Source organism: Streptomyces sp. NBC_00009 (genome assembly GCF_045040855.1).
In the GTDB taxonomy this organism is placed as follows: Bacteria; Actinomycetota; Actinomycetes; order Streptomycetales; family Streptomycetaceae; genus Streptomyces; species Streptomyces aureus.
In genome coordinates this window covers 6416899-6433665 of sequence record NZ_CP108312.1, presented here as the reverse complement: position 1 = coordinate 6433665, position 16767 = coordinate 6416899, and the positions used below count along the sequence as shown (strand labels likewise).

General features: G+C 70.4%; 12 protein-coding genes. 8 read left to right on the top strand and 4 right to left on the bottom strand.

Going from position 1 to position 16767, the window contains the following annotated elements:
- Positions 1-2: 2 nt before the first annotated feature.
- Entirely contained in the window at positions 3-1730 is a 1728-nt protein-coding gene (locus OHA58_RS29065) for an amidohydrolase (protein WP_405482442.1), read from the bottom strand.
- Positions 1731-2245: 515 nt separating this feature from the next.
- The gene (locus OHA58_RS29060) at positions 2246-2518 is read right to left on the bottom strand and encodes a hypothetical protein (RefSeq protein WP_405482440.1); all 273 of its coding nucleotides are present in this window, start codon (positions 2516-2518) and stop codon (positions 2246-2248) included.
- Between the two features lie 341 nt (positions 2519-2859).
- On the opposite strand from OHA58_RS29060, the gene OHA58_RS29055 reads away from it, so the two are divergent.
- Positions 2860-4404: a serine/threonine-protein kinase gene (locus OHA58_RS29055; RefSeq protein WP_405485233.1), complete on the top strand. Its 1545-nt coding sequence runs from the start codon at positions 2860-2862 to the stop codon at positions 4402-4404.
- Between the two features lie 32 nt (positions 4405-4436).
- On the opposite strand, the gene OHA58_RS29050 is transcribed toward OHA58_RS29055, so the two are convergent.
- Positions 4437-5246 (bottom strand): SGNH/GDSL hydrolase family protein, encoded by an 810-nt coding sequence (locus tag OHA58_RS29050; protein ID WP_405482438.1) that lies wholly within the window; start codon positions 5244-5246, stop codon positions 4437-4439.
- Positions 5247-5687: 441 nt separating this feature from the next.
- On the opposite strand from OHA58_RS29050, the gene OHA58_RS29045 reads away from it, so the two are divergent.
- The 6 genes from OHA58_RS29045 to OHA58_RS29020 all read left to right on the top strand — a co-directional run bounded on the left by OHA58_RS29045 (position 5688) and on the right by OHA58_RS29020 (position 14008).
- The gene (locus OHA58_RS29045) at positions 5688-6026 is read left to right on the top strand and encodes a hypothetical protein (RefSeq protein WP_405482437.1); all 339 of its coding nucleotides are present in this window, start codon (positions 5688-5690) and stop codon (positions 6024-6026) included.
- Position 6027: 1 nt separating this feature from the next.
- Complete coding sequence (locus OHA58_RS29040; RefSeq protein ID WP_405482436.1) at positions 6028-7122, top strand: GNAT family N-acetyltransferase; 1095 nt, start codon at positions 6028-6030, stop codon at positions 7120-7122.
- 374 nt (positions 7123-7496) lie between these two features.
- Complete coding sequence (locus OHA58_RS29035; protein WP_405482435.1) at positions 7497-8297, top strand: glycosyltransferase family 2 protein; 801 nt, start codon at positions 7497-7499, stop codon at positions 8295-8297.
- Positions 8294-9307 carry a glycosyltransferase family 2 protein gene (locus tag OHA58_RS29030; protein WP_405482433.1) on the top strand — a complete coding sequence of 338 codons (1014 nt, stop codon included), beginning with the start codon at positions 8294-8296 and terminating at the stop codon, positions 9305-9307. The genes OHA58_RS29035 and OHA58_RS29030 overlap by 4 nt, the downstream gene beginning before the upstream one ends.
- Positions 9304-10104, top strand: coding sequence for a polysaccharide deacetylase family protein (locus tag OHA58_RS29025; protein WP_405482432.1), 801 nt, complete (start codon positions 9304-9306; stop codon positions 10102-10104). The genes OHA58_RS29030 and OHA58_RS29025 overlap by 4 nt, the downstream gene beginning before the upstream one ends.
- On the top strand, positions 10097-14008 hold the full coding sequence (locus OHA58_RS29020) for a lipopolysaccharide biosynthesis protein (RefSeq protein WP_405482430.1): 3912 nt from the start codon (positions 10097-10099) through the stop codon (positions 14006-14008). Before OHA58_RS29025 ends, OHA58_RS29020 begins: the two co-directional genes overlap by 8 nt.
- Before the next feature lie 79 nt (positions 14009-14087).
- On the opposite strand, the gene OHA58_RS29015 is transcribed toward OHA58_RS29020, so the two are convergent.
- Positions 14088-15512: a GH39 family glycosyl hydrolase gene (locus tag OHA58_RS29015; RefSeq protein WP_405482429.1), complete on the bottom strand. Its 1425-nt coding sequence runs from the start codon at positions 15510-15512 to the stop codon at positions 14088-14090.
- Between the two features lie 154 nt (positions 15513-15666).
- On the opposite strand from OHA58_RS29015, the gene OHA58_RS29010 reads away from it, so the two are divergent.
- On the top strand, positions 15667-16761 hold the full coding sequence (locus tag OHA58_RS29010) for a DUF5925 domain-containing protein (RefSeq protein WP_405482428.1): 1095 nt from the start codon (positions 15667-15669) through the stop codon (positions 16759-16761).
- Positions 16762-16767 lie beyond the last annotated feature (6 nt).

Genomic DNA, 16767 nt, shown 5'->3' with positions numbered 1-16767 from the left:
GTCTACTTCTGCGGAGCCAGCTCGGGTCCCAGGGAGGAGAACTTCTCCTTCGAGACGACCCTCTGGGGCGGCCAGGTGATGTTCTTCGGGGGCCACTTCTGGCCCGTCTTCGCCAGGAACCACTGCGGGGGCTCGTACATGGGCGGCTCATAGCCGTCCGGCAGGGCCGTCTTCCACTCAAGGCCCTTGGTGCGCTCCGCGAACTCGTCCTTGATCGCCTTCAGCCTGGCCGGCTGGGTGAGCAGGTCGACGGCCGTCGCGGCCAGGTACTTCGCGGCGGCGACGACGGCGGCCTGGCCGGGTGCCGCCGCCGCGCAGGCCGCCGTCGACCAGGTGTGCATCTTGGTGCCGATGGGGGCGAGCGCGGCGCCCATCGAGACGGTCGGCACGTTCCAGCTGATGTCGGCGACATCGGTCGAACCGCCGCCCATGAACACGGGGTTGGGCGCGGTCAGCTCGCCGATCTTGTCGTGCATGCCCTGCTGGGGCAGGCCGAGCGACTCCTGGAGTTCCTTCGCGAGCCGGTGCGCGTCCGCGCCGAACTCCGGCGGGCCGATCTGCCGCATGTTCTCGTGGAGGAGCTCCGCGAACGACTTCGACGGGAGCTGGTTCCAGCAGGCCGAGGTGACGCGGTGGCGCACCGTGGTCTGCGAGGCCTTGGCCGCCGCCTCGGAGACGGCGATCACCTTGTCGAGCAGGACCTGTACGCGGGCGGGGCTGCCCTCGCGCACGTAGTACGAGATCTCCGCTATCTCCGGAGTCACGTTCGGGATGTCGCCGCCGTTGTTGATCACCCAGTGCAGGCGGCCGGACGGGGCGAGGTTCTCCTCGCGGAGGAACTCCGACATGGTCGCCATCATCACGGCGGCGTCCAGGGCCGACTTGTTGCCGAGCGGGGTGCCGCCATGGCCCGCGACGCCGAGGAACGTGAAGGTGACGGCGGTCATCGCGGTCGTGCTGCCCCAGCCGGTCGCGTTGGCCGTCGAGGGGTGCCAGTCGAGGAACGCGTCGAGCCCCTCGTAGACGCCCTTGCTCACGGCGTACGTCTTGCCGATCAGGGTCTCCTCGGCGGTGGAGCCGAAGAACTTCACGGTGACGGGCAGCTTGTGCTTCTGGGCGGCCTGCGCGACGGCCGCGGCAGCGGCGGCGGCCGCCGTGCCGAGCGCGCTGTGCCCACAGCCGTGGCCAGGCCCGTAGCTGGGCGCGAAGGGGTCGTGGATGTACTCGCGCGGGTCGTGGTGGCCCACGCCCTTGTTCTGCGAGAGGCCGGGCAGCGCGTCGTACTCGCCGCTGAATCCGAGGGCGGGGCCGCCCTTGCCGTATGTGTAGGTGGCGGTGAACGCGGTGGGGAACCCGGCGGTGCCGAACTCGACGTCGAAGCCCGCCTTCTCCAGGAACGCGGCCTCGGCGAGGGAGGACTTCCACTCGCGCAGGGAGAGCTCTGCGTTCTCCCAGATCTCGGCGTTCAGGCCGGTGATGCGGGCCTCGTTGGACGCGATCCAGCCCAGGGCCGCGGTCTTGGCGGGGCTGTCCTCGGCGAGCCCTTCGGGGGCGGTGTAGCCGGCCGGGGTGACGTCGGCGGAGGCGGCCATCGCCGGGTCGGCCTCGGCTGTCATGACGGCGCCGGTGACACCGGCGGCCCCGAGCAGCTGCATGATCCGGCGCCTGCTCAGGGCGGGGCCGCTCATGGCCGGGACGTCGTGCTCGTGCTGGTCGTGCAGGTCACACACGCGCGTACCTCCGGGGGTGAGGTTTCCGTGTACAGGCCAAACGATCAGGATCAGGCGCAACATTGGCCCCGGAACATTGCCCCGTCAACATCCGTGCATGACAAAGCTGTTACGCACCGGACATGAATGACTGCGCGCGGCGACGCCTGCGGGGGGCGTCAACAGGCCCCGGAATGGCGGAAAACCGACCGTGCGGAGGGCACGCGTCGGAGGCGAAAGGAGAGGTACGGCGGCGCAGAGGTGACGGGATGTACGGCGGCGCACCGGGAGCGGGGAGGGTGCGGCTCACATGCCGTGTCGGTGCGTGTCAGCGCGTGTCGGCGCCGTTTCAGTGCCGGGCGGTCCGATGGGGAGAGCGGTGCCGGGGCGGCAGGAGATTTCTGTCCCGCGCCAGGCGAGCACACCTGGGTGACGCCGCGTGCCGTGGGGATGACGGTCGCGGAGATCGCGGCGCCGTGCCGGTACGGCATGGTCGCCTGAGCGCGGGATCGGGCTGTGCCGGTGACGACCGCCTGTCAGCGGCGGCCGCCGAACAGCGAGCGGCGCAGTCGCCGCAGTGGTGCGAAGAGCGAGACCCGGCTCACTCGCGCGCCCCTGCTGCTGCGCTCGTGCGCGACGTCACGCGAGGTGAGCTCACGCATCAGCAACGTCGCCTCGGCCGCCTCGCGCTGCGGGACGGCGGGACCGCCCAGCACCGAGAGATGGCGGTCGAGACGCGAGCTGGTCGCGCTGCTCCCGCAGGTGATCGCAGGCACACGTGGCCTGCTGCGCACTGTTATCTGTTCCATGTCACTCCCCACCCGTACGAGGGCACCCGGCCCGGGCAGGTTAACCCTATCGCCCCGTCGCGACACTCGTGTATCCCGGTCGCAGGATTCACCTCCCCTATAAGGAGGTTGACGATTACTCACCGAATCCAACTGATTCCAGGGCGAGTTGGACATGGCGGGCAGGAACGGGCACGTCCGGAACGTGGGCGATCTCACGGACACTGGGCTAGCTTTGTGGAGAATCGCACCGCTACGGATGGGGGTCGCCCGTGAGCGAGAATCCGGGCCGTCGAGAGACCGGTGAAGCGCGTGTGATCGCGGGGCGCTACCGGCTGCTGAGCCCCCTGGGCGAGGGCGGCATGGGCACCGTCTGGCGCGCCCGCGACGAGGTCCTGGGCCGTGAGGTCGCCGTCAAGGAGGTGCGCGCCCCGGCCGGGCTCCCGACGAGCGAGGTCGACCGGATGTACGCGCGCCTGGAGCGGGAGGCCTGGGCAGCGGCCCGTATCTCGCACCGGAACGTGGTCACCGTGTACGACGTGGCGACCGAGGAGGGCCGCCCCTGGATCGTGATGGAACTGGTGCGCGGGCTCTCCCTGTCCGACCTCCTGGACGCCGAGGGACCGCTGCCCCCGCGGCGCGCGGCGCACATCGGGGCGGAGGTGGTCTCCGCGCTGCGTGCCGCGCACGAGGCGGGCGTCCTGCACCGGGACGTGAAGCCGGGCAACGTACTCATCGCGAACGACGGACGCATCGTCCTGACGGACTTCGGCATCGCCATGGTCGAGGGCAGTTCGGCGCTCACGATGACCGGCGAGGTGGTCGGATCGCCCGAATTCCTGGCTCCCGAAAGGGCGTTGGGGCGCACGCCCGGCCCCGAGTCCGATCTGTGGTCGCTCGGGGTCCTGCTGTACGCGGCCGTCGAGGGGCAGTCGCCGTTCCGGCAGGAGACGCCGCTGAGCACGCTGCGGGCGGTCGTGGACGAGGAACTGCCGCCCGCCCACCGCGCGGGCCCGCTGGCGCCCGTCATCGAGGGGCTGCTGCGCAAGGATCCGGCCGAGCGGACGCCGGCGGCCGACGCCGAGCGCGATCTGCGGCTGGTGGGCGCGGGTGGCACGCCCCGCGCCGGTACGGTCCTGGCGTCCCCGGAGTCGGCGCCGACGCAGACGTCGTGGCAGGGAACGCCGCCGACTCCTGTCCCTGCCGGATTCACCTCGGGGCAAGGCGCGACGCCCTCCCCCGATCCGGCCACGACGCATCCGGAACGCCCCCGCCGCTCCGTCGCCGTCCTGCTGGCCGGTGTCGTGGCGCTGCTCCTGGCGCTCGGCGGTCTCACGTACACGCTGATGAACCAGGGCGAGGGGAGCGACAACTCCGGGGACAACAACGCAAGTTCCGGCGGAAGCACCTCCAGTGCCTCGCGCAGCCCGTCGGACGATGATTCGAAGGGTGGCGGTGGCGGATCGCCGAGCGCGGACGACACCGGCAAGGGCGGCAGCGGAGAGCACTCGACGCCGCCGCAGCAGTCCGTGCGCGTCAGCGTCTCGGCGGTGCGCGGGAGTTACAGCGGTACCTGCCCACCGCCGGGAGGGGAGGCTCCGGCCTTCAGGGCGACCTTTACGGTGGGCCGCGTGCCCGTCGACGTCCAGTACCGCTGGGTGACGGAGAGCGGCGAGTCGAGCGACCCGGGGTGGAAGACGCTCAGCTTCGCGTCCGGCGGCCCGAAGACCAGGTCGGTCGACCATGTCGAGACGGGCTACACGGACGGGGCCACGCTCCACAACCAGGTGAGTGTGGAGGTGCGCGACCCCGTCCGTGCCACGTCGAACTCGGTGGCGTACGCGGTGACGTGCAAGACGGAGTCCCCTACGGGCGGGACCTCCCCCTCGCCGTCATCGTCGTACTAGGCGAGCGGACGTACAGGGCGGTACTCGAAGGGCTATGCGGCCGCGCTGAACACGGGGAGGTAGCCGCCGGACTGGCCGGCCGCGGTGGGGTGGTAGGACTCGCTGGGGTTGAGCCAGTTGACGCTGTGCAGCCAGGCGCTGCCCGAGCAGATCTCGTGACCGGTGAAGGTCGAGGTCACGTTGCCGAACGCGAAGCCGTGGTCGGCGGCCTGCTTGGCGGTGGTGGAGTTGATCAGGTCGGCCGCGCTGTTGATCGCGGCGCGCTCGGTCTCGGTCAGGCCCGCGACGCAGGAGCCGTTGAGCTGGTAGAAGCGCGGGTAGCCGAGGACGACGACATGGGCGGCCGGTGCCCTCGCGGTGATCGCGGAGTACACCGAGTCGAGCTGGCCGGGCAGGGTGTTCTGGACGTACGCCTTGGCCTCGTTGACGCGGGCGACACAGGTCGACTCGGACTGCAGGACACAGGTGGTCATGACGTCCGCGAAGCCCGCGTCGTTGCCGCCGATCGACAGCGAGACGAGGCCGGTTGACGAGCTGAGCGGGCCCAGCTGTCCGGAGAGTACATCGCCCGTACGGGCGCCCGAGCAGGCGGTGAAGCTGAAGCTCGAGGGTGAGTGGGCGGCCGCCCAGAGTGCGGGATAGGCCTTCGTGCTGCGCTTGCAGGAGCCGCTGGAGCTGTCGTAGCTGCCGGCACCCACGCCGGACGAGTACGAGTCGCCGAGGGCCACATAGCCCGTGGCCGCTGCCTGTTCGGACGCCTGGGCCGCTGTCGCACCGGTGAGGGCGACGCCGGCCGCGAAGAGGATTGAGGTCACGTACGCCGTAATCCGGGAACGTCTCATGAAAACCTCCTTTAGCAGGATCTCTGCCACAACTGTGGTAGCACGCCCCACAGTTCACGGGAAGTGTCCATGTCAACCTTTTCTCGCACGCCCCACGAGAGTTCGCCCGGTGTTCGATTGCAGGTACATGTCAGGCTTATGACATACCCTCAACTTCCTTGCGCTACGCCCGTAGACCGGTCAATCCCAACCGCACCTGCATGAACGTGAGTTCCCCCGTGGCACAGCAGGTCTCCGGGGAGCGTGCGTATGACATCTGCACACTCCCTCCGCACCTTGACTGGGGCCCCGGGACTGCGCGACATTGAAGCCCGGCATCCGGCGCTTCGGGGGGCAAAGTCGCCAATGCAGACCATCGGCATCAAGCCACCGTCATCAGACAGAGCACCGTCACCTGCGCAGTGGGGACGTAGTAGGGACGTATCACCCCTGGTAGCAGGGGTGGCCGCTGCCGTCGCAGGGGTCGGCGCGGTGCTGGCGCTCGCGGACATCTCGTCGCCGCTGCGCGGCCCGTTGACGCTCTTCTTCCTGCTCGCGGCGCCGGGCGCCGCGATCGGTTCGGCGCTGCGTGGACTCGATCCGTGGGGCCGCTGGATCTCCGCCGTCGCGGGAGCGGTCGCGCTCGACCTGCTCGTGGCCGAGGCGATGCTCGCCACGCACCGCTGGTCGGTGACCGGCGGGGTCGTCACGATCGCGGTGATCAGCGTCGTCGGCCTCCTCGCACCCATGGTCCCCGCGCGGCGGCTGCTCGGCCGCGCACCGGGAAGGCGGGACTCCTGACGTGGACATCACCCTGCACCGGCCCGGTGAGCTGACCGCCGCCGACCGGGCCGCCTGGACTGCCATGCAGTCCAAAGCGCATCTGCACGGCACGCCCGAGCTGGCGAACCCTTTCCTCTCGCCCGAGTTCACCCTCGCGATGGGCCGCTGCCGGCGCGGGGTGCGGATCGCCGTCGTGCGCGAGGACGGCGAACCAGCGGCGTTCTTCCCGTTCCAGAGAACCGTGACCGGCGTCGGCAGAGCCGTCGGCCTCGGCGTCTCCGACAGTCAGGGCCTGGTGCACAGACCCGGCTTCGAGTGGAACGCCCGTGACCTGCTGCGGGCCTGCGGGCTCTCGGTATGGGAGTTCGACCACCTGGCGGGAGGCCAGGAGCCGTTCGAGGCGGAGGCCTCCGGCAGCTTCCCTTCCCCGGTCATGGACGTCGACCAGGGGTACGAGACGTATCTGCGCCTGCTGCGCGAGCGGTCGCCGAAGTTCACCAGGACGACGCTGGCCAAGGACCGCAAGCTGGGCCGCGACGCCGGCGAGGTGCGCTACGTGCACGACGAGCGCGACCCGCGGGCCCTGGCGACGCTGATGGAGTGGAAGTCGGCCCAGTACCGCAGGACCGGCCGCAGCGACCGCTTCGCGCACGCCTGGATCACCCGCCTCGCGCAGCAGCTCTTCCACACCTCTTCGGAGCCGTTCGCCGGGATCCTGTCGGTCCTGTACGCGGGCGGGCAGCCGGTCGCCGCGCACTTCGGACTCCGCTCGGAACGCGTGCTCGCCTGCTGGTTCCCGGCCTACGACCCGGCGTTCGCGAAATTCTCACCCGGACTGATCCTGCATCTGCGCATGGCCGAGGCGGCCGCCGCCGACGGCATCGCCTATCTGGATCTCGGGCGCGGCCAGAAGGAATACAAGGACTCCCTCAAGACACGGGAACTGACCGTGCACGAGGGTTGGGTGACGCGCCGTCATCCGGTCGCTCTCGGACACCGGGCGCGCCGCGCTCCGGTCCGGGCGCTGCGTAACACCGTGCTGTCCAGGCCGGAGTTCTTCGAGCCGGCCGACAAACTCCTGAAACGGATGGGGAAAATCCGTTCGGGGAGTTAATGGCGAGAGTCAGGTAAAGGTCAAAACAACAAAAACGTGAGGCCTCGTTGCAGGTCTTGCCATACAGTCTCAATCATCAATACCGTCGTACATCTACCCGCATCGAACCATCACGCAATGCGATCTAGGGGAGGGCTCAAGATCGCGGTGGTCAGGCGCGGGGCGCGGTAGGGGGGTGCCGTGCTCGGTGACCGAATTTCCGCCGAGTCGCGTGCCGCGTGGCCGATTTTGTCGATCGGTCAGTATTGCCAGCTCACCCGGCCTGTACAGAGCTGAATTTGTCATGGCCGTAAGTGAGAACCCCCCTTTCGAACCGGATAAACAACCGGACCGCCCAGGGGCGGGCGGTCCACCGGACGAGAGGGACCAGACTCATGAGTTCTTTTGTGCGTCCTGCGATACCCAGCCAGTACAGGGCGATCTCGACCCATCTCGCGATTGCGCCGCCGGTGAGCGTCGTGATCCCCGCCATGAATGAGGCGGAAAATCTTCCGTACGTCTTCAAGACACTTCCCGACTGGATCCACGAAGTGGTTCTAGTGGACGGGAATTCCACCGACAACACGGTGGAAGTCGCCCGCGAACTGTGGCCCGACGTGGTCGTCGTCCCGCAGCGCGGCAAGGGCAAGGGCGACGCCCTGATCACCGGCTTCGCGGCGTGCACAGGGGACATCATCGTGATGGTCGACGCGGACGGTTCCGCGGACGGCCAGGAGATCGTCTCCTACGTCTCCGCCCTCGTCTCGGGCGCCGATTTCGCCAAGGGCTCCCGCTTCGCCAACGGCGGCGGCACCGACGACATGACGCCGATCCGCAAGCTCGGCAACTGGGCGCTGTGCACGGTCGTCAACAAGAAGTTCGGCGCCCGCTACACCGACCTCTGCTACGGCTACAACGCGTTCTGGAGGCGCTGCCTGGACCAGATCGACCTCGACTGCACCGGCTTCGAGGTCGAGACCCTGATGAACATCCGGGTCGTCAAGGCCGGCCTCAAGGTCCAGGAGATCCCGAGCCACGAGTACCTGCGGATCCACGGCACGAGCAATCTGCGGGCCGTGCGGGACGGGCTCCGGGTCCTCAAGGTGATCCTCAAGGAGAGCTCGACCCGGCGCGCCCAGCGCCGCCGCCGGACGCAGGCGACCATGCTCAACACGGGCCGGGGAGAGGTGTCTTGAGCGCTCACGCCCCGCACGGCGGCGTGTCCGTCGTGATCTGCGTCTACACCGAGGACCGCTGGGAGGACATCCTCGCGGCGGTGTCCTCGGTGCGGGCGCAGTCGCTGCCGGCGCTCGAGACGCTGCTGGTGGTCGACCACAATCCGGCTCTCCTGGAGCGTCTCGGCAAGGAGTTCAAGGAGTCCGAAGACGTCCGTGTGCTCGCCAACGCGGGCCCCCGCGGCCTGTCCGCGGGACGCAACACGGGCATCACCGTCTCGCGCGGCGGGATCATCGCGTTCCTCGACGACGACGCGGTCGCGGAGCGGGACTGGCTGCGTCACTTCGCCGCCGGTTACGACGATCCCCTGGTCATGGCGGTGGGCGGCCGCACGGAACCCGTCTGGGCCTCGGGCCGCCGCCCCGCGTGGTTCCCCGAGGAGTTCGACTGGGTCGTCGGCTGTACGTACAAGGGGCTGCCGCGCGGGAAGGTGCGGGTGCGCAACGTGCTCGGCGGGAACGCCTCGTTCCGGCGGTCCGCGTTCGACGCGGCGGGCGGCTTCGCGACGGGCATCGGCCGCGACGGCGACAAACGGCCGCTCGGCTGCGAGGAGACGGAGCTGTGCATCCGGCTCACCCGCGCCAGGCCGGACGCGGTGCTCCTGATCGACGACCGCGCGGTGATCCACCACCGGGTCCCCGCGGGCCGCGAGCGCTTCGCCTACTTCCGCACCCGGGCGTACGCCGAGGGGCTTTCCAAGGCGCTGGTCGCGCAGAGCGTGGGAGCGGACAAGGGCCTCGAGTCCGAGCGGCGCTACGCCACGCGGGTCCTGCCGGCCGGAGTGGCGCGCGGGGTGCGGGACTTCGTCCTGGCGCGGCCGGGGGGCGCGGGGCGGGCCGGGGCGATCGTGGCCGGAGTCCTCACGACGGCCGGCGGGTACGCGCTCGGCAGTTTCCGGGCGCGCAGGACGGGCGCGACGTTCTCGGTCGTGGAGATCGGGGCCGCCGAGGGGGGTGGTGGGCCGTCATGAGCACGCCCGTGCCCATCCTCATGTACCACTCGGTGGCGCGTGAGCCGAACGACGCGACGCGTGAGCTGTCGGTGACGCCCGAGGCGTTCGCCGAACAGCTCGCGGCCGTCGCCGACCTCGGCCTCACTCCCCTGACGACCGCCGAACTCGCCGCGATCTGGCGCTCCCCGGGGCGCGCCCTGCCCGAGCGGCCCGTCCTCATCACCTTCGACGACGGCTACGAGGGCGTGCACCGCCACGCGCTCCCCGTCCTCGCCAAGCACGGCTTCCCGTCGACGCTGTTCGTGTCGACGGGCTGGCTGCGCGGGGCGTACGACACCGGGGGCGGGCTCGACACGATGCTCGGCTGGGACGAGGTGCGCTCGCTCGCCGGTGCCGGGACGGAGATCGGCGGGCACAGCCACACGCATCCACAGCTCGACCAGCTCGACGACGACGCGCTCGGGTTCGAGCTGCTGCGCTGCAAGGAGATCGTCGCCGACGAACTCGGCGCGGTGCCGGTGTCGTTCGCGTATCCGTACGGCTACTCCAGCCGGCGGGTGCGCGCCGCCGTGCGCGGGGCCGGGTTCGCCCAGTCCCTGGCAGTCGGCAACGGCCTGGCCCGGCGGCGTCAGGGCCCGTACGCCCTCCAGCGCGTCACCGTGCGCCGCGCCACCGGTATCGAGGAGTTCACGCGGCTCGTGGAGGGCCGCGCGATCGCCCGAAACTTCGCCAGGGACCGTGCCCTCACCAAGGGGTACGCCCTCGTCCGCAGAGCCCGACAGGTCCGCCGGAAGGCAATCCGAACCCGTGTCTGACACGACCACCGCCCAGGCCGCCACGACCACACCGACGACCGAGCCCCAGCAGCCGGCCGGCCGCAAACTGCGGCTGCCCGGCATGGGCAAGGGCGGCAAGGGCAACAAGGACGGCATGGGGTCGGGGGGCGGGAACCAGCTGTTCCGCAACGCCTATGCCCTGATGCTCAACACCGGCATCTCCGGAGTGCTCGGCGTCGGCTTCTGGCTCGCCGCCGCCCGCTACTACTCGGCGGACTCCGTGGGCCAGGGCTCGGCGGCCATCGCGGCGATGAAGTTCCTCGCGGGGCTGACCGCGGTGACTCTGACGGGCGCGCTGGCCCGCTTCATCCCGATCGCGGGGCGGCGCACCGGCAGTTTCATCTTCCGTACGTACGCGGGGAGTTCGCTCGCCGTCGCGTGCGCGGCGGTGGTCTTCCTGCTGACGCTGGACGTCTGGGGGCCGTCGTACCGGTTCCTGCACGGCCCGGTCAACGGGCTCGGGTTCATCGCCGCCGTGGTCGCCTGGTCGCTGCTCACGCTCCAGGACGGCGTGCTGACCGGGCTGCGCAGCGCGCTGTGGGTGCCGGTCGGCAACACCGTCTTCTCCACGGTCAAGCTGGGCCTGCTGATCGCGTTCGCCGTGGCGATCCCCACGACCGGCGTCTTCGTGTCGTGGGTCGTGGCCATCGCGACGTCCGTGATCCCGCTGGGCTGGCTGGTGTTCCGGCGCCTGGTGCCGCGGCACGTCCAGCTCACGGCGCACCGGACGAACCCGCCGAAGCTGCGCGAGGTGGGCCGCTTCCTGGCGGGCGACTACACGGGCTCCCTGTTCTCGCTCGCCGTCGTCTATCTCGTCCCGGTCCTGATCGCCTCGCAGGTCAGTTCCGCCGACAACGCGTACTTCTACATCACCACCACCATCGGCGGCACCGTCAACCTGCTCGCCATCAACATGGGCGCCTCACTGACGGTGGAGGGCTCGCACGACCCCGCGCAGCTCGCGGCGAACACCCGGGCCGCGCTGCGCCGGATGGCGCGGATCATGCTGCCGATCTGCGGGCTGCTGTTCCTCGCGGCGCCGCTGGTGCTGCACGTCTTCGGTGACGACTACGCGCACGCGGCGACGCCGCTGCTGCGCTGGTTCGCGGTCGGCGCGGCCCTGCGCGTGGTCATGGAGACGTACTTCGCGGTGCTGCGCGCGCAGAGCCGGACGGCCGGACTCGCCTGGTTGCAGGGCCTGTTGTGCGTCCTGGTCCTCGGTCTGACGCTGCTCCTCCTGCCCCGGATGGGCCTGACGGGCGCGGGCGTCGCGGAGATCTCCAGCCTGGCCGTGATCGTGGCGCTCGCCGCGCCGAAGCTGTACCGCATCGTGCGGACCGCTCCCCCGGCGCCGGCCGTCGTGGCGGCCCCGGACGGCGATCTGGCCGACCTCGGCACTCCGGACGTGACCACGGGGGCCAGGCGGCAGGGTCCCGGGCAGGCGCTGCGCGGCACGCTCGACTCCGACACACTGCACCTCGCGGTGCAGCTCAATCTTGACCATCAGGAGCGGCGCCCCGACGTGCGGCCGGGGCCCGCTGCACCCGCGCACGGGACGCCGGCGGCGGGGGGCGGGGAGGACGACATGGGGCACCGGCCGACCTGGGCGCTGAAGTCCCCACCGCCACCGGCGCCGAGACCGCCGGCCGAGCCGGACCCGAAGTCGGAGCCGGCCTCTGCCACATCCGAAACTTCTGCCACGTCGGAGGCTTCTGACACCTCAGGCATCGCTGGCACCTCAGGCATCCCTGGCACCTCAGGCATCGCCGGCACCTCTGACACGTCAGGCACCTTTGACACCGCAGTTCTCGCCCCGCCTGCCACGCCCGCACCCACACCCGCACCCCGGACCCTGCGGGACCGGCTCGCGCTGCTGAGCCCGCGCGTCGTCGTCCTGGCGCTGCTGCTCGTCGCCGCGCTCGGGCTCTACTGGGGACCCGTGCTGGGCCTGGGCGACGGCGATCTCGACGCGATGGGCGGGCTCGGGCTCATCTCGGTGCTGCCGCCCGCGACGCTGCTCGGCGCGGCGCTCCTGATCGGCGTGTTCGCGTCCCTCCTGTGGCTCGAACGCCCGCACAAATGGCTGCTGTTGCTGACGCTGCTCGCCACGGTCGTCTCGCTGCACGCCCTGCCCGCCGTGATCGAGGCCGAGCCGCGGTTCGCGACGGCATGGCAGCACCTGGGCTTCATGGAGTACATCGACAGGACCGGCTCGGCGGTGCCCGACCTGGACGCGCGCTGGAGCTGGCCGGGGTTCTTCGCCGCCGCGACGTTCGTCGCCAAGGCGTGCGGCGTCACGGACATGACCGAGGTCATCCGCTGGTGGCCGCTCGCCATGCAACTGCTCTACCTGGCGCCGATGTTCCTTCTGACGCGCTCGATGCGGGCGAGCTGGCGCGCCCGGTGGACCGGGCTGTGGATCTTCGTGCTCAGCGGCTGGGTCGGCCAGGACTACTTCTCCCCGCAGGGCTTCACGTACCTCCTCTACCTGGCCTTCGTCGCCATCCTGCTGGTGTGGTTCCGGGCGCCGCGGGTGCTGTGGACCAAGCGGCGGCCCGGCGAGCTGGAGGTCGAGCCCACCGACCGGCGCCAGCGGGCGGTGCTGCTGCTCGTCCTGATCGGCCTGTTCGCGGCGACGGTCCCGGCCCACCAGCTCACCCCGTTCGTGATGCTCGGGGTCCTCGCGGTCCTGGTGCTCGTGGGCCGCTCCGAGCTGCGCGGTCTGCCGATCCTGTTCGCGGTCCTGGTCGCCGTCTGGGTCTCGTTCCTCGCGGAACCGTACTGGTCGGGCCACTTCGACGAGCTGTTCGGCGGGCTCGGCGGCGTCGGCGGCAATGTCTCGTCGTCGGTCTCCGGGCGGATCCAGGGCGGCAGTTCGGCCCACAAACTCGTCCTCTACGCGCGCGTGCTGCTCGCCGGCGGTGTGACGGCGTTCGCGTGCTGGGGCTGGTGGCGGCGGCGCGACGCCAAGTACCGGGAGCGCTCCCTCCTCGTCCTCACGTTCGTCCCGTTCCTGGGTTTCGGCATGCAGTCGTACGGAGGCGAGATGGCGCTGCGCGTCTTCATGTTCGCGCTGCCGGGCGCCGCGCTGCTCGCCGGGCTCGCGCTGTTCCCGCGCACCGGGATCACCGCGAAGGAGCGCGACCGCGACCGGGTGAGCCTCGCGCCGCTCGCCGCGCTGCTGGCCGGCCTGATCCTGATGGGCGGCTTCCTCGTGGCGCGCTGGGGCAACGAGCCGTTCGAGCGGATCAGGCCGGGCGAGGTCGCGGCGATGGACTACGTCTACGCGCACGACGACCCGACGGTCCGCCTGCTGTGGATGAGCAACGACACCGTCGACAACGTCACGCCCGCGATGCCGTGGGGCACGCGTGACATGGAGAAGGTGCAGTACGTTCCCACGCTCGCGCCCGTCGACCCTGTCCTCGTCTCCAGCCTGGTGAAGGCGCTCAAGGACGCGGGCCCGAACTCGTACCTCATGATCAACAAGAGTCAGGTCGTCTATCTGCAGATGGACGTCGGCTACTCGAAGACCTGGGAGACGCGGCTCATCCGCAACCTCGACGACCGCCAGGAGCTGTCGAAGGTCCTCGTCAACGACGACGTCACGATGTACACGCTGCGCAAGCGGCCGAGCGGTGAGGTCCCGAAGGCCGAGCCGGGGCCGATCGGCCCGCAGATCACCTGGACCCCGTGGTCCGTGGTGGGCGGGCTCGCGGCCGTCGCCCTGGTGCTGCTGCTCGGGGCGCGCGAGATCGTGCGGGTGGCGGTGCGGCCGGGTGTGCGGCAACTGCGCTGGCTGCAGAGCAGCTTCTGGTTCTCGCTGCCGCTGCTCGCGGTGCTGCTCGCGTCCATCGTCCAGAGGTTCCTGACGATGGCGTAGGCCCTGCGGGTCTCAACCAGGCCCCGCGGGTCTCAAGTAGGCCCTGCGGGTCTCAAGAGCAGTCGGTGGCTCGGGCGGACTACTTCCGCTCGAGCCACTTCACTTCGTAGGCACCCATCTCGAACCGCTTCCCGTCGACCTTCGCGCTGATCTTCCGGTTCAGGGTGTTCACCACGACGACCGTCCTGTCGTCGGCGAGCACCCGCACGTTCGGAACGTCGTCCGCGGCAACCGGCACCGTCTCGTACTCGGTGCCGGGCGGAAACGCCTTGTGGAAGCGGGAGATCAGGTCGTACATGGGTAGTTTCGCGCCGCCGTCGCCCGACTGCGTGGGCGTCCACAGGCAGCCGGCGCACGTCGTGCCGGTCTTCTCCTCCGGGTTCCAGTAGAAGCCGGAGGACGCGCCGCCCTTGGCCATCGCGACGAGGCCGGACGCCTGGACGGCGACGCGGTGCGGCTCGCTCCAGCCCTTGCGGTCGTCGTTCCGGTCGCCGGGCTCCACGTAGTACTCGGCCCACCACAGGGGCAGGTCACGGGTCTGTTGCTCCACCCACTTGCCGACGGCGGTGAGCTTGTCCGTGGCCTTGAACTCGTCGGGCAGCAGCTCGTCGTCGACGGTGTAGCTCGAGCCGTCGACGACGACGAAGTCGGCGCCCGCCTTGTTCTTGTTCCAGTAGGCGAAGGCATCGAGGACACGCTGGTCCATGCTGCCCCAGGGCCCCTTCACGTCCGCCGACGCGTTCTCGGTCTGGCGCGGGTCGACGCTGTCCATCACCAGGTAGGGCCCGCCGACCATGATGTCCTTGTCGACCTTCTTGAGGGCCTTGTAGACGAGGTTGTACAGCTCCGTGTAACCCTCGTAGTCCCAGCGCTGCTTCCCGTTGTTCCAGAAGCCCTTGAACTCGTTCCAGACGATGAAGTGGCGCACGTCCGGGTAGCGCTTGGCGACCGTCGCGGCGAGCGCGGCGAAGTCCTTGAAGTGCGCGCGGTCCGGCGCGGTCTCCAGGGACTGCCGGCTCCAGTCCGTGTTGTCGACCCCCGCCTTGCCGCCCTTCATCCAGTCCGGGGAACAGCACAGGGTGACGACGGGGGTGCCGCCCGACTTCCTGATGAAGTCGATCCGGCGGTCCATCTCCTCGAAGTCGTAACGGCCCTTGACCGGCTCCGGGTTCCCGGCGCCCCAGCCCATGATGTGCTGGATCTGCGGAACCCCCTGGCCGGAGAGCATGTCCTCGACCCGCCGCGTCGCGCCGTCGTCTCCCTCGTCCGCGCTGTACTGGGTGTGCGTGAAGCCCCACCCGACCGCCGGCCCGAGCTGCGCGGGCGGATCGGACGGGGAGCCGTGCACCTTGTCACCCGCGCTCGTGGTGCCCCTGTCGTCGGCCCGGTCGTTCGGCAGCGTGCTGATCACCGTCAGCACCAGGGCCAGAGCGGCCACCCCCACGCCGAGCAGAGCGGTGAGCCGCCACCGCCCTGCCCCCGAATTCCACCCATGACGTCCCATCAAGGGCAAGAGTAACTACGGTCCTTCGCGGAGGGACAGACTCCACTGCGACAGCGTTGTAACGGGGCGCGGGAGCGGGCCGCCGTGCGGGCAAGCGTGTGACGCGCTGCGGAAATCCCGTGCGGGAGCGCCGTGCGTGGCAGATCATGGCGGCATGTCTGCGAACCCACACGACGCGCTGCCGATCCGGCTCAACGTCGACGACAGCGACTCTCCGGCCGACGTCGTCGACGCGCTGTTCCTCGGCCGTTTCGCGACGGGCGAGCAGCCGCACTCGCACGCGGCGAACATCGACCGGGTGCGGTCGGGGGCCACCCTCCTGCCGCCCGACGCAGTGGTCCTGCGCTCCGCGCGCGACGACGACCGCAGCGCGACGCTCGCCGAGGGCGACGGCTGGACCGTCCTCGTCTCCCGCTGGAACAGGGGCGCCGACGTCACGGTGACGGCGACCACCGCGGAGCTCGCCGAGAAGGTGCTCGGGCAGGCCACGGACGGCGCCGCCGACGAGCCCGAACCCCAGCCGGAGAACGTGACAATGGGGTTCTGGTACGTCTCGCCCCGGCGCGGGCCGCACCGCACCACCCGGCAGATCTCGGCCGGTACGTGGGACGAGGTGCGGGAGAACTACACGGCGCCGGTGGCCGGGGCCATGGACCAGCTGATGAAGACGACCCCGCAGGACATCGCGGGCCGGCTGCTCCTGCTGCACGGGCCGCCCGGCACGGGCAAGACGTCCGCGCTGCGCACGCTGGCCCGGTCGTGGCGTGACTGGTGTCAGGTGGACTGCGTACTGGACCCGGAGCGGCTGTTCTCCGACGTCGGCTACCTCATGGACATCGCGATCGGCGAGGACGACGGCACGGCGAAGGGCCGCTGGCGCCTCCTCCTCCTGGAGGACTGCGACGAGCTCATCCGCGGCGAGGCCAAGCACACGGCGGGGCAGGCGCTCTCACGCCTGCTCAACCTGACGGACGGCCTGCTCGGGCAGGGGCGGAACGTGCTGGTCGGCGTCACGACGAACGAGGACCTGGAGCGTCTCCACCCGGCGGTCGTGCGCCCCGGCCGCTGCCTGGCCCGTATCGAGGTGGGCCCCCTCACCCACCGCGAGTCGGTGGACTGGCTCGGCAGCAAGAAGGGCGTGGGCCGCGAGGGCGCGACGCTCGCCGAGTTGTACGCGCTGCGCCGCGGCACCAGCCCGGCGTCGGTCCCGGACCAGCGCGATTCGGCGGACGCGGGGCTGTACCTGTAGGGGCTC

Coding starts and splice junctions, on each gene's coding strand:
- OHA58_RS29060 (WP_405482440.1), bottom strand. CDS start 2,518: ATGGAACAGATAACAGTGCGCAGCAGGCCACGTGTGCCTGCGATCACC.
- OHA58_RS29055 (WP_405485233.1), top strand. CDS start 2,860: ATGGGCACCGTCTGGCGCGCCCGCGACGAGGTCCTGGGCCGTGAGGTC.
- OHA58_RS29050 (WP_405482438.1), bottom strand. CDS start 5,246: ATGAGACGTTCCCGGATTACGGCGTACGTGACCTCAATCCTCTTCGCG.
- OHA58_RS29035 (WP_405482435.1), top strand. CDS start 7,497: ATGAGTTCTTTTGTGCGTCCTGCGATACCCAGCCAGTACAGGGCGATC.
- OHA58_RS29025 (WP_405482432.1), top strand. CDS start 9,304: ATGAGCACGCCCGTGCCCATCCTCATGTACCACTCGGTGGCGCGTGAG.
- OHA58_RS29015 (WP_405482429.1), bottom strand. CDS start 15,512: ATGGGACGTCATGGGTGGAATTCGGGGGCAGGGCGGTGGCGGCTCACC.
- OHA58_RS29010 (WP_405482428.1), top strand. CDS start 15,667: ATGTCTGCGAACCCACACGACGCGCTGCCGATCCGGCTCAACGTCGAC.